Source organism: Marinilabiliales bacterium, assembly GCA_007695015.1.
Taxonomy (GTDB): Bacteria; Bacteroidota; Bacteroidia; order Bacteroidales; family PUMT01; genus PXAP01.
Genome location: REEN01000044.1, coordinates 23,698 through 38,002 on the forward strand (window position 1 = coordinate 23,698; position 14,305 = coordinate 38,002).

The following is a 14,305-nucleotide window of genomic DNA, read 5'->3' on the forward strand; positions in this document are numbered from 1 at the left end:
AGCATATCAGACGGCCCCCTGTGCGAGCATTGCATCGGCTACCTTGACAAACCCCCCTATATTGGCACCCCTTACATAGTTGACCGATCCGTCTTCGTTTTGCCCGAACCTGACACAGGTTTCGTGTATATTCTTCATTATCTGCTGCAGTTTCGCGTCAACCTCCTCCCTTTGCCAGCTAATTCTCATGGCATTCTGGGTCATTTCAAGGCCGCTCACGGCAACTCCCCCGGCGTTGGCTGCCTTACCCGGGCCATACAGTATACCGTGATGCAGGAATGCCTCTACAGCATCGATTGTTGAGGGCATATTGGCCCCTTCCGAAACTACAAAACAACCGTTTTTGATCAGCATCTCAGCGTCCTCCCTGGTAATCTCATTTTCAGTGGCACATGGAAGGGCTATGTCGCATTTTACCGGCCATGGCCTCTGCCCCTGGTAATACTCAACCCCGAATTTTTCGGCATACTCACTGATCCTGCCTCTTCTGATGTTCTTCAGCTCCATAACCCATTCCAGCTTTTCAGGGTCAATTCCTGCCGGATCATATATGAATCCGTTGCTGTCTGAGAGCGTTACAACCCTGGCTCCCATGGAGGTCGCTTTCTCAGTTGCAAATTGTGCCACGTTACCTGATCCGGATATCGCCACTGTCTTATCTTTAAAAGTGTCATCACGGGTCATGAGCATTGCCTGAGCAAAATAGACACAACCGTAACCGGTAGCTTCAGGTCTGATCAGACTGCCACCCCACTCCCTGCCTTTACCGGTAAGCACTCCGGTGAACTCATTTCTGAGCCTTTTGTACTGCCCGAACATATAGCCTATTTCCCTTCCGCCGACCCCTATATCACCGGCAGGAATGTCGGTTTCTGGACCTATGTGCCTGCTGAGTTCGGTCATGAAGCTCTGGCAGAATTTCATCACCTCGTTGTCGGTCTTCCCCTTTGGATCAAAATCTGATCCTCCCTTGCCTCCTCCCATTGGGAGTGTGGTGAGGGAATTCTTGAATACCTGCTCGAATGCAAGGAATTTAAGGATACTGAGGTTCACGGTAGGGTGAAACCTTATCCCCCCCTTGTAGGGGCCTATGGCCGAATTCATTTCGATCCTGTAGCCTTTGTTTATCTGTATCTCACCCTTGTCATCAATCCACGGGACCCTGAACAGCACTATCCTTTCCGGTTCGGCGATCCGCTCAAGGATCTTTGCATGCTTATACCGGGGATTTTCTTCAATAAACGGTATAAGGGATTCGGCAACTTCTCTCACTGCCTGGTGAAATTCAACCTCTCCGGGGTTTTTGGCTGTTATGGCAGCCATGAATTTTTCTGCTCTTGGATCCATGATTTTTCAGGGGTTGGTTAATACACGGTGATTTACAGGAACAAACTTAAATATTTTCTGACAAAACAAGTGCATGGGGTAGCTGTTTTTCTTTTCTACCTGTTAATGGCTGTGGCCGACAGCTTGTACATTTTTCCCGGAAGGCTCAATATGTATCCCATAAACTCCAGGTTCAGCAGCAGGAATGATGTCTTTCCCGCACCAAGCCCCAGCCCTGCAGATATCTGATCGGCCGACATGCAGGAATTAACTTCAAGCATGCGCAGAATTGCCTTTTCATCATCTCCTGTTCCGGGGAAGAGCATCTGTTTGTCATCCGGTAGTTTACCTGTACCAGGTTCCCAGCCAAGTATATATTCGAGGTCGCCGGTTTTTTCAATCAGTGCTGCCCTGTTCGTTTTTATGAGGCTGTTGCATCCATGGGATCTTTTGTCGGTTATCCTTCCGGGGAGTGCAAAGACATCGCGGTTATAGGAGCCTGCAAACCCGGCAGTTATCATGGCACCACCCGATAATGACGACTCGATAACGACCGTGGCATCAGCAAGTCCGGCAATGATCCGGTTTCTCTTAAGGAAATTGCCTCTCTCCGGACCTGTTTTACTCCCGAAATCAGATACAAGTGCCCCCTGGACTGCTATTTTTTTTGCAGTTTTCCGGTGTTCCGGCGGATAAATTGTTGAGAGTCCGTGAGCCAGTACAGCCACTGTCTGCAGACCGTTATCGAGGGCCGCCCTGTGCGCACAAATATCAATGCCGTAGGCAAGTCCGCTAACAATCAACGGATCGTGTCCCCTTGCAGCCAGATCAGCAACCAGCTCCCGGCAGAAACCGGTTCCATAGTCTGATGCACTCCTTGTACCTATTATACTCAGGACCTTCACACTGTCAAGGTTGGCATTGCCCCTGCTGAACAAAACAACAGGGGCGTCCTGGCACTCTTTTAACCGGGCCGGATAATCATCATCGAGGTAATACAGTGCCCTGATGTTGTACCTGGAAAGGAAATCGATCTCCCTGTCGGCTTCCTCAAGGACCCTGCTGTCAAGGATGTTGCCTGCAAGGGTCCTGCCTATTCCGGGAATCTTCTGAAGCGTGGCCTGATCTGATCTGAAGACTGCTTCGGGGCTGCCGGTATATTCAACAAGTTTCCGGGCCAGTATCCCCCCTATGCCCGGGATCAGCATCAGGCCTGTCTTGTACCTGAGCAGCGGATCATTAAGGTCTGCCATAACTCCGTATTATATATTAAATATACAAAAAGACCGGGAAAGCAGCAACTGATCACGTGTTGTTCAGTATAAAAAAAGGCCGCACTAATGGTGCAGCCTCTTTAATGGATAATTATGTACCTGTTCTATCAGATAACCCCCTGATCGAGCATGGCATTGGCAACTTTCATGAAACCGGCTATATTTGCCCCTTTCATATAGTTTATATATCCGTCAGGTTCAGCCCCGTATCTTGCGCATGATTCATGAATGTTTTTCATGATCAGGTGCAGTTTCTCCTCAACCTCTTCTGATGTCCAGCTCAGCTTCATGGCATTTTGCGTCTGTTCCAGTCCGCTTGTCGAAACACCGCCGGCGTTGGCAGCCTTGCCGGGGCCGTACAGGATCCTGTTCTCCAGGAACAGTTCTATCGCACCGGGTGTGGAGGGCATGTTTGCTCCTTCAGAAACACACATGCAGCCGTTCTGAACCAGGTTTCTGGCATCTTCTTCGTCAAGTTCGTTCTGGGTTGCACAGGGAAGGGCTATGTCACATTTGACCTCCCATGGTCTTTTGCCCTCGTGGAATTGGGCATTCGGGAACTCGAAAGAGTATGGTTTCGCTATATCCTGGTTAGAAGCCCTGAGTTCGAGAAGGTAGTCGATCTTTTCGCCGGTTATTCCGTCAGGGTCGTATATATAGCCGTCAGGGCCCGATATGGTAACAACTCTTGCGCCAAGTTGTGTGGCCTTGATAATGGCTCCCCATGACACGTTCCCGAATCCGGAAACAGTAACAATCTTGCCCTTGAATGATTCTCCTTTGGTCTTCAACATCTCCTCGGCAAAATAGACGGTCCCGAACCCGGTGGCTTCCGGCCTGATGAGACTGCCTCCCCAGTTTCTCCCCTTGCCCGTAAGTACACCTGTATGCTCGGATGAAAGTTTCTTGTACATTCCGTACATGTATCCTATCTCTTTGCCTCCAACACCTATATCACCCGCCGGAATATCCGTGTCGGGCCCTATGATCTTCCACAGCTCAAGCATATATGCCTGGCAGAAGCGCATTATCTCGGAATTCGATTTTCCTTTCGGGTTAAAGTCCGAGCCCCCCTTGGCGCCTCCCATGGGCAGTGTTGTAAGCGAATTCTTGAATACCTGCTCAAATCCCAGGAACTTCAGTATACTAAGGTTTACGCTGGGGTGAAAACGAAGCCCCCCCTTATAGGGTCCGATGGCGTTGTTGAACTGTATCCTGTATCCGGTGTTGACATGGGCCTGCCCCTGGTCATCCATCCAGGGCACCTTGAATGTCAGCACCCTGTCAGGTTCGACAAGACGTTCGATGATTGCTGCTGATTCAAACTGCGGATTCTGGTTGTACACTTCCTCGATCGATTCCAGAACTTCCCTTACCGCCTGGAGATACTCTGTTTCGCCGGGATGTTTTTTCTCCAGATCGATCATTAGTTTGTCTACATTCATGATAGTGTTGTTTAGTTGGTTATGGTTTATTTTCCTGAAGATTTAGGAGAAGTACACAAATGTAACTGAAAAGCAGATATGCCGGCTATGACTTTCCTCATGCATGCCGATGACTTTTCTCATGGGCCTCAGCGTTAAGAGGCAGTTAGACAGGAAGATAAGTGGCTTGATGGAGACAAAACATGCTGTAGAATATGTTTTTGCCCTCTATTTTGCCGATCGGTTGGCAATCAGTATTCTCTGCATAGAGGCCATGATCTTTTCCAGATCGCTCTTTGAAAGTGCAGTCAGGCTTACCGGCGGATATTTGGCCACTCCCCGTGCAGTCTTCCTGTAGATGACAAGCTTTTTGTTAAGTCCGTGCAATGACCTGGTTATTTCATAATTGGATAGCTCACTCTTGTTGAACTCAATTGCACTTTTCCTGTCAGCCATGGGCCGCAGGCTGAAATAGCGCAGGATGAACTTGTCGCCGGTGTCGGAGTAGTAGATATAATGGTGGTCCCTCACATAATTCAGGAGAAAGAATAGCACAACGAGCATGATCGTGAACACGGCAATATGGTCCCTGGTAAAACCAAAGGCCCCGTCGCGCAGAACATTTGCAAAATACAACAATCCGATGAATATTATCAGGAACAGCAATGCCAGTGATTTGATTATCCTGAGGTTTACCGCCTGCTTTTGATTTGTTATCGTCATCTTGTTCAGGTTTTGGATATCTTTTTTCTTCTTTTTCTCTCAATTCTGATATAATGCAGCTCCCTGCCCGACTGCCCGGTAACCGACCTGTTCTCTTCGGCCCTCCTGATCAGGTAAGGGATCAGGTATTTTATTGGTCCGTAAGGCAGGTACTTTGCCACATTGTATTGGTGTGCCGCCATATTGAAGCTGATATGATCGCTCATCCCGTAGAGCTGGCTCACACATATGCGGGGATCATCTTTGGGGATCCCCATGTCCTTCATCTGTTCCATAAGCCGCAACAGGCTTTCCTCATTGTGTGTGCCAACAAACAGGCTTGTCATATCAAGGTTTTCCAGGCAGGTGGTTACCGCATCGTCAAATGCCTTGTCGGTACTCTCCTTGTCGGGATGGATGGGAGAGGGATAACCCAATTTTTTTGCTCGTTCGCGCTCCTGATCCATGTAAGCCCCCCTGACAAGCTTGTACCCGGCGAAGTATCGCTTTTTCCTGGCCCTGGCGACAGCTTCTTTCAGGAAACCGTGCCTGTCGTGCCTGTACATCTGAAGAGTATTGAAAACGACAGCTTTCTCTTTATTGTATATCTCCATCATCTCCTCACAGATGTCGTCGATCAGCTGCTGGTATTGACACTCTTCGGCGTCGATCATAACAGGCACACTTCTTTTGTGAGCTGCTTCGCAAAGGATTCTTATGTTTTCCCTGAATTTTCCTGCTGCCAGCAGGTCAGTTGCCTGCCTGCCTGTGAATGTGCATGTCTCCTCAAGAACACCCGGGGGTGCCAGTGCAGTGGGCTTGAAGACAGAGAACGGAACAGCCTCAGAAGTTCCCGCATAGTCGGTTGCAGCAACTATTTCGGTTATCACCTGGTTGATCTCATCCTCGGATCTGCGGTTTTCGGCGGCGAAATCGGTTACGGACAGAACATTGTGTTCTGACAGCTTTTCCACCACTTTTTTCGCTTCATCAAGTGATTCCCCGCCGCAGAAGAGACTGAATACCGTAGGTTTTACGATCCATCTGAGCGGAATTCTCAAGCCAAGGGCAAGCTTTGCCAGCATTCCCATTATATTGACTGCCAACGGAGATGACATCATCCTGAACATAATTTCAGCCTTCCTGAGTTCAGAGTCTGTTTTTATTTTAAAGGCTATTTCGGTATTTTGAAGAATTTGCATCTGTTAGCTCAAATGGATTTATTATTTTTAGCCCTGCTAAAAGCAGGTTAACAGTTAAAAGCAGCCGAACAGACACGTAGTCCTAAAGCTGACATCCAAATTTATACAATGATGTTTATAATAACACAAGAATCATTGAATAATTATCGAAATTGCCGGTCAGCATTTATTTATTTTGCACAAAAACATTATTAACCATGTATGAATACATAACCGGAACCTTTCATGAACTGGCCCCTGCCCACCTTGTTGTAGACAGTGCAGGTACGGGATTTTTTGTTAATATATCGCTCAATACTTTCTCTGCACTTTCGGGTAAGGAGAGCGGTAAAATATTTCTGCACCAGGTGGTAAGAGAAGATGCATTGCTCCTGTTTGGGTTTGCCGACAAGGACGAGCGGGAACTGTTCAGGCAACTGATAACCGTTTCGGGAATAGGCGCAAATACTGCCAGGGTAATGCTTTCGTCGCTGTCGCCTGCCGACATAAGGAAGGCCATAGCATCTGGTAATGTTGAAGCGCTTAAGGGTGTAAAAGGGATAGGGGTGAAGTCGGCACAACGCATTATTGTTGATCTCAGGGATAAGCTGAGCAAAACGGATGGCGGTACAGAAATATTTGCGGGGGCAGACAATACCATCAGGGAAGAATCGTTATCTGCTTTAATAATGCTGGGGTTTTCCCGTAATGCGGTTGAAAAGGTGATCAGCCAGCTTCTGAATGACGGTGAGGTGAAAACTGCCGAGGATCTGGTAAAGAGGGCTTTGAAAAAACTTTAGAAAATAAATTTATTGGCTAAGGCATCAAAATATTCCTGCATATCTTTTTGTGTATTGTTGTTATGGGTACTTGTTTCGGCCCCGGGCGCCTCAACCAGATTTCCAGACGCTGGCTATAATTACGGTGCGGTAACTGACAAGACTGACCCAGGTGATAATTCACCCGGTGAGCTACATATGCCTGAAATATTTCAGGATTATTCTGCAGGCCCGTCTTCACGGGGGGAAATACCCATACCTCCCTGGTTCCGTATCACCACAGAATATGATATAGGAACCAACACATACCTTATGAGGAGGATGGTTGGTGACATCCAGATTGGAAGGCCAAGCATGATGACCTTTGAGGAATACCACAGTTATTCACTTGACAGGGCCATGCAGGATTACTGGCAACAGCGATCACGTGGTATTGCCGCGGATGCACGTACAGAATTCATTCCCGGACTCTCCCTGGGTGTTGATGCCATTGATATGATTTTCGGGAGTGATGTGGTCAATATACAGCCGCAGGGATCGGCCGAACTGATATTCGGTATAAATACCGTTAAAAATGAGCGGCCTGACATACAGGAAGAGCTGAGGAGGGTTACCACCTTTGATTTCAGGGAGAAGATACAGATGAATGTTACCGGGAGTATAGGCGACAGGATAAATCTGGGGATCAATTACAACACCGAAGCGATGTTTGAGTTTGAAAACCAGACCAAACTGGAGTATACCGGCGGCGAGGATGAGATTATCCAAAGGATAGAAGCCGGAAACGTAACCCTGCCTCTGCCTGGTTCACTGATTACCGGAAGCCAGAGCCTGTTCGGCCTGAAAAGTGAGCTCAAATTCGGAAATCTTACAGTTACCAGTGTCTTTTCTCAGCAGAAGGGTGAATCGAGGAGCATTGAAGTGAGAGGTGGCGCTCAGACGCAGGAGTTTGAGGTGTATGCCGACGATTATGATGCAAACAGGCATTTCTTTCTTTCGCAGTACTTCAGGGATACCTACGAGGGATCGCTCAGAAATCTGCCCGTTATAAGTTCGGGGATAAACATTACGCGGGTGGAGGTTTGGATAACCAACAAGACAAACAGGTTTGAAGATGCCCGGAATATTGTGGCTTTTATGGATCTGGCCGAAACTCAGCAGAACATATTCTCGCCGCAGAACTTTTCCCGGGACCCGTCGCAGCAGGGCGATCATCCGCGCAATGCCCTTAATAACCTCTACGAGATGATGACCACCACCTATTCGGGCATCAGGAACATCAACCAGGTTACTTCGGTCCTTCAGCCGCTGGCCCCCTCTGGATTTGCAATAGGCCAGGATTATGAGGAGATTGAGAACGCGAGGATGCTTTCACAACGTGAATATACCATAAACAGGAGGCTTGGTTATATCTCGCTTAACACGGCACTCAATGCCGATGAGGTGCTTGCAGTTGCATTTGAATATACAATGGGCGGGCAGACCTACAGGGTGGGGGAGTTCTCGAATGAAGGGATCTCTGCTCCTGATGCGCTTATTGTTAAGATGGTGAAGGGAACCAATCTAACTCCGCGGCTTCCGACCTGGGACCTGATGATGAAGAACGTCTATTCCATTGGCGCCTGGCAGGTTGACCGCAGGAATTTTGAGCTTAATGTGCTATATCGTGATGACCAGACCGGTAATGCCATAAACTATATTCCCGAGGGTAGGATCCAGGAGCAGACACTTCTGAGGGTATTGAACCTTGACCAGCTTAACTCACAGCTGGATCCCCATCCCGACGGCATGTTTGACTTTATTGAGGGTGTAACCATATACCCGGAAAACGGGAGGATCGTGTTCCCGGTGCTTGAGCCGTTCGGGTCACACCTGAGAGCAAAGATTGGCGATGATGCTATTGCCGACCGGTATGTTTTCCAGGAGCTCTACGACTCAACGCTGACAAGGGCAAGGCAGGTTGCCGAGAAGAACAAGTTCATGCTGGCCGGCACCTACCAGTCCTCCGCCGGCTCAGAGATACCGCTGAATGCCATGAATGTGCCCCGCGGTTCGGTAACGGTCACTGCCGGTGGTGTTCAGCTTACAGAAAATGTGGATTACACTGTTGACTATACTCTTGGAAGGGTACAGATAATAAACCAGGGCCTGCTGGAATCGGGCACTCCTATCAGGGTATCACTGGAGAGCCAGTCATTGTTTGCCATACAGACCAAAACCCTTGTTGGGTCTCATTTTAATTACCGCATTTCCGATAATTTCAATGTGGGGGCCACAATCCTGAATCTGACGGAACGTCCGCTGACTCAGAAGGTTGGATTTGGGGATGAGCCGATATCCAATACAATCTGGGGACTGAATACATCTTACCGTACCGAATCGATGTTCCTGACAAACCTGGTAGACAGGCTTCCCTTCATCAATACCAACCAAATATCCACCATATCTTTTCAGGGTGAATTTGCACATCTCGTTCCCGGTCATTCAAGAGCCATCGGGAGGGACGGTGTTTCATACATAGATGATTTTGAGGCTACCAAAACAACAATAGACCTGAAGACACCCAGTGCATGGTTCATATCCAGCACACCTGACGGACAACCGCTTTTCCCTGAAGCAGCCCTGAACAACGACCTGGCATATGGCTACAACCGTGCCCTGCTGGCCTGGTATGTAATCGACCCTCTTTTCCTCAGGAATACCTCGGCTACGCCCACTCATATAAGGAACAACCCCGATCTGCAGTCCAGCCATTTCGTAAGGGAGGTGTTCGAGCGCGAACTGTTCCCCGAAAGGGAAACCCCCACGGGTATTCCCACCAACATACCCGTGCTTAACCTTGCCTACTATCCCAGCCACCGCGGGCCCTACAATTATGATGTCAGTCCGTCGGCATATTCGGCAGGGATCGATGAGGAAGGGCGGCTTATGGATCCTTCCAGCCGCTGGGGAGGCATCATGAGGGCCCTCCATACGACCGATTTTGAAGCTGCCAATATCGAATACGTTGAATTCTGGCTTATGGACCCGTTCATTGAAGATATGGCAGACCACTCGGGGGGCGATTTTTACATAAACCTGGGCAACGTTTCTGAGGATATCCTGAAAGATGGGCGCAAGAGTTTTGAGAACGGACTGCCTGCCAGCGAGTTGGTAGTAGATGTAGATACCACGGCATGGGGCCGGGTGCCCACACAACAGTCGCTTGTGAACGCTTTCGACAATAATCCCCAGGCCCGTGAGTTTCAGGATGTCGGACTTGACGGTCTTCGAACGGTAGACGAACGTTCGTTCTTTTTCGATTTCCTTGATGAGATAGCCCAGATTTTCGGGGAGGATTCGCCGGCCTTTGAGAGTGCCTGGGAGGATCCTTCGAGCGATAATTACCGCTATTTCAGGGGCAGGGAGTGGGATGCCATGGAGGCGGACATCCTTTCCAGGTACATGTACTACAACAATATGGAGGGGAATTCGCCCACCTCTGAGCAGTCGCCCGAATCCTACCCCACCTCTGCAACAACCCTCCCGAACACCGAAGATATAAACCGCGACAATACACTTAACCGTTCTGAGGCCTATTTCCAGTACCGGGTCAGTATAAGACCCGGAGATCTGAGGGTCGGGCATAATTATGTTGTTGACTCGGTGCGCACCACTGTCAATTTCCCAAACGGGGAACAGTCTGCAGTAAACTGGTACCAGTTCAAGATCCCGCTGTCTGATTTCGAGAATGCGGTTGGTCCGATCCAGGACTTCAAGTCGATCAGGTTCATGAGAATGTTCCTTACCGGGTTTGAAGATCCGGTAGTGATGAGGTTTGCCAGGCTCGACCTGGTAAGGAGCGACTGGCGTCAGTACAACCTGTCGCTTATGGAAGGGCAGGAGGGGCTGGCTCATCCTGATCCTTCAACGGGGACTTTTGATATCTCGGCTGTGAACATTGAGGAGAATGCAAGCAAGACACCCGTTAACTATGTTCTTCCGCCGGGCATTGACAGGGTGATCGATCCCACAAACCCGCAGTTGCAGCAGCTCAATGAACAGTCTATGGTGCTGAAGGTTGAGAATCTTGAGGATGGAGATGCAAGGGCGGCATTCAAGAATATGAATCTTGACATCAGGCAGTACAGGAGGATACAGATGGAGGTCCACGCTGCCGCGCTGCCGGGCGATCTGCTGAATGATGGCGATCTGACTGTGTTTGTAAGACTGGGAACCGACTACAGGAACAACTATTACGAGTATGAGATCCCATTGAGGGTTACCCCTCCCGGCCGGTATAACAACAACCGTGAGAGTGACAGGATAGCAGTATGGCCCAGGGAAAACCGGCTCGATATTGAGCTTGATATTTTCCAGGAGCTGAAGCAGGAGAGGAACAGGCAGATGCAGGTGCCGGGGTCGGGAATAACCATGTCATCGGTTTTTATGCGGATGGACGGAGAAAACAGGGTGAGGGTTGTAGGCAACCCTAATCTCAGCAATGTCCGCACCATGATGATCGGGGTAAGGAATCCCGGCCGCAATACCAATCCCCTTCCGGGGGATGACGGGATGCCTAAGTCGGGAGAGATATGGGTTAATGAGTTGCGCCTCTCACATTTCAACGATGAGGGAGGGTGGGCTGCTAATGCCCGGGTCACGGCAAGGCTTGCCGACCTGGGGTCGGTTACAGTGGCCGGATCAACAAGCCAACCTGGTTTCGGAAGTATTGAACAGAAGGTAAATGAGAGACAGCAGGTACAGGTCAACCAGTATGATGTCTCAACAAATCTGGAGCTGGGCAGGTTCTTCCCTGAAGATTCGGGGGTGCGCATACCGATGTATATTGGCTATTCAGAGGGGTTCATCAACCCCAGGTATAATCCGCTCGACCCTGATGTGCCACTGCAGGATGCTCTTGATCTCGCTGAAACCCGGAGGGAAAGGGATTCGATAAGGGATATGGCACAGGATTACACCCAGAGAAAGAGCCTTAATTTTACGAATGTGCAGATTGCCAGGGGCGATGGCCCGCCCAGATTCTACAGCCTGGCCAATTGGTCAATCAACTATGCCTACAGCGAGATGTACGGCAGGAACATCAATACCGATTACCGGCTGCAACGAAATTACAGGGGGGGGATCAACTACAACTATACTGCTAGTCCCCAAAACGTCACCCCGTTCAGCAACTGGGGAATATTAAGCTCCCCTGCGCTCAGGATACTGAGGGACTTTAATTTCTACTATGCACCTTCATACATCTCTTTCAGGACAGACCTTAACAGGCATTACCATGCAAGACAGCTCAGAAATATTAACAATCCTGATTTCCTCATCCTGCCGACATATCAGAAGGACTTCCTCTGGAACAGGTTCTATGATATGCGGTTTGACATCACCAGGCAGTTACGTTTTGAGTTCTCGGCAACCAATACAGCCCGTATAGATGAACCCGAGGGAATAGTTGACCGTTACAGGGATCCTGATGGTTACAGGGGATGGAGGGACTCTGTCATGATCAACCTCCAGAACCTGGGACGCACCACCCAGTACTTCCACTCGGCCAATCTCACCTATACATTGCCTCTTAACAAGATACCGTTTTTTAACTGGGTAAATGTTACTGCCCGGTACAATGCATCCTACGGGTGGGATACCGGACTTATTCTGCCGGATTCTCTTGGCATAAACCTTGGCAATGTAATAAGGAACAGTAATACAAGTCAGTTGAACGCTCAGTTCAACCTTCTTAACCTGTACAACAAGGTTGATTATTTTCAGCGGGTTAACCAGAGAACCAGGCAGATGCAGGCTGCCACGGGCAGGCAGCAGGAGCAGCCGCAGCCTGAGTTCAGGAAGGTGTGGTATGAACGGGCCAATGTGAACCTTACCGCGAACAGGCCGCAAAACATTATTCACAATCTGAACACCGAAGAGGTCTCCGTAAGGATTCAGGATGCCCAGGGAAGACCGGTCAGGGGCAGCACCGATATTATCAATGAGAGGAGGGCCGTATTTACTCCCGAAACTGATGTTGAAGGAGCTACCATACTTGTTGAAGGCACTGTTGAGGTGAGGGAATCGATATTCACCAAAATTGCCGAGCACGCTTCAAGGCTGCTCATGTCGGTCCAGAACATAGGCATATCCTATTCACATACAGACGGCACAGTATTGCATGGATACCTGCCTGGCACCGACATACTGGGAACCCGCGGTTTTGATGACCATATTGCTCCCGGGATCCCGTTCATACTGGGCTACCAGGATCCTGAATTTGCCTGGCAGGCAGTCCGCCGCGGGTGGATGACCACCGACACCACCCTGAATGAGCCCTTTTTGATGAGCCACAGCAATACCTTTAACCTCAGAAGCACGATTGAGCCCATTCCGGGTTTCAGGATAGATCTTACTGCAAGCCGTACTTTTGTCGAAAATATGCAGGAGTATTATTATGCCGACAGGCACGGTACTTTTTATGCCAGCAATAAATTTAATTCGGGGAACTTCAATATTTCATTTCTGTCACTGGGAACAGCTTTTGAAAAACCTTCGGGCGACAATGCTTATGCTTCGGAGGCTTATGAGGATTTTCAAAGGTACAGGCGTGTGATAGCCATGAGGTTTGCAGAGCAGAGAGGGTACTCAGACATGTATGACCCGGGACTTATTGATGAGGAAGGTTTCCCGGATGGTTACGGAAGCCTTTCACAGGATGTGCTTTTACCTGCATTCCTGGCTGCCTACGGTAAAATTGATCCGATGAATGTGTCACTCAAAACTTTCCCGTTGATACCCATGCCTAACTGGAGAATTGTGTATGACGGACTTGCGCGTGCCCCCCTTCTGAACCTTATCATGCAATCGGCCAGCATAAACCATGTTTACAGGTCAACCTACAGTATCTCAAATTATGTGACCAACCTGAACTATCTGGAGGGGGAAGACGGCTTTGGAATAATAAGGGACAAGGTGAGGGGATATTTTGTTCCCGAACATGACATTTCTTCGGTTGCAATAAGTGAGAGGTTTGATCCTCTTATTAATATAGATGTAACATGGAACAACAATTTCACCTCCAGGGCGGCTCTGAGAAAATCGAGGACGGTTACACTGAGCCTTGCAAACAACCAGATTTCTGAGCTTAAAAGTGACGAAGTGGTCATGGGGATCGGTTACAGGTTCAGGGATGTGCAGATAGCTTACAGGACGGGTGGTGTCCAGAGGGAACTGAGGAGCGACCTCAACCTGCGGGCCGATCTCTCCATAAGGGAGAATATGACCATAGTTCGGAGGTTGGCCGAAGACGGAGTTCAGCCCACTGCCGGCCAGACTGTTATATCTCTCAACGCTTCTGCCGACTATGTCATAAGCAACCGGTTTGATGTAAGGCTCTTTTTAGACCGTGTAATAAACCGTCCCATTGTAAGTTTGTCATTTCCCACAACCAATACCAGCTTTGGTTTCAGTCTGCGCTTTACTCTTATACCATAATTGTGAAGATGAGGATTGATTGCCCGGTTGGTTTTTCGACGGCGGTTGGCAGCCGGCCTGCCAGGGTTAACATCTGTTGGCAGAATCGTGCTTGGAAATTCTAAAAAATGTTTACTTTTGGGACTTATGGCAATTGTTGA

Annotated in this window: 7 protein-coding genes; 2 read left to right on the plus strand and 5 right to left on the minus strand. The window is 49.0% G+C overall.

Annotation, left to right across the window (positions count from 1 at the left end):
* Positions 1-6 precede the first annotated feature (6 nt).
* The 5 genes from EA408_04335 to EA408_04355 form a co-directional block, all read right to left on the minus strand.
* A complete protein-coding gene (locus tag EA408_04335) occupies positions 7-1,347 on the minus strand; it encodes an NADP-specific glutamate dehydrogenase (GenBank protein ID TVR73537.1) in 1,341 nt (446 codons plus the stop codon).
* 95 nt (positions 1,348-1,442) lie between these two features.
* On the minus strand, positions 1,443-2,579 hold the full coding sequence (gene dprA, locus EA408_04340; GenBank protein ID TVR73538.1) for a DNA-protecting protein DprA: 1,137 nt from the start codon (positions 2,577-2,579) through the stop codon (positions 1,443-1,445).
* Between the two features lie 128 nt (positions 2,580-2,707).
* Entirely contained in the window at positions 2,708-4,045 is a 1,338-nt protein-coding gene (locus tag EA408_04345; protein TVR73539.1) for an NADP-specific glutamate dehydrogenase, read from the minus strand.
* 207 nt (positions 4,046-4,252) lie between these two features.
* Positions 4,253-4,747 (minus strand): hypothetical protein, encoded by a 495-nt coding sequence (locus EA408_04350; GenBank protein TVR73540.1) that lies wholly within the window; start codon positions 4,745-4,747, stop codon positions 4,253-4,255.
* 5 nt (positions 4,748-4,752) lie between these two features.
* Positions 4,753-5,928 carry a proline dehydrogenase gene (locus EA408_04355; protein ID TVR73541.1) on the minus strand — a complete coding sequence of 392 codons (1,176 nt, stop codon included), beginning with the start codon at positions 5,926-5,928 and terminating at the stop codon, positions 4,753-4,755.
* A 197-nt stretch (positions 5,929-6,125) separates the two neighbouring features.
* On the opposite strand from EA408_04355, the gene ruvA reads away from it, so the two are divergent.
* Entirely contained in the window at positions 6,126-6,707 is a 582-nt protein-coding gene (gene ruvA / locus EA408_04360; GenBank protein TVR73542.1) for a Holliday junction branch migration protein RuvA, read from the plus strand.
* A 3-nt stretch (positions 6,708-6,710) separates the two neighbouring features.
* Positions 6,711-14,165: a cell surface protein SprA gene (sprA, locus tag EA408_04365; GenBank protein ID TVR73543.1), complete on the plus strand. Its 7,455-nt coding sequence runs from the start codon at positions 6,711-6,713 to the stop codon at positions 14,163-14,165.
* Positions 14,166-14,305: the final 140 nt, after the last annotated feature.

Bases quoted from the DNA above. Each gene is read 5' to 3' on its own strand.
- EA408_04355 (TVR73541.1), bottom strand. From the start codon at position 5,928: ATGCAAATTCTTCAAAATACCGAAATAGCCTTTAAAATAAAAACAGAC.
- EA408_04335 (TVR73537.1), bottom strand. From the start codon at position 1,347: ATGGATCCAAGAGCAGAAAAATTCATGGCTGCCATAACAGCCAAAAAC.
- dprA (TVR73538.1), bottom strand. From the start codon at position 2,579: ATGGCAGACCTTAATGATCCGCTGCTCAGGTACAAGACAGGCCTGATG.
- ruvA (TVR73542.1), top strand. From the start codon at position 6,126: ATGTATGAATACATAACCGGAACCTTTCATGAACTGGCCCCTGCCCAC.
- EA408_04345 (TVR73539.1), bottom strand. From the start codon at position 4,045: ATGAATGTAGACAAACTAATGATCGATCTGGAGAAAAAACATCCCGGC.
- EA408_04350 (TVR73540.1), bottom strand. From the start codon at position 4,747: ATGACGATAACAAATCAAAAGCAGGCGGTAAACCTCAGGATAATCAAA.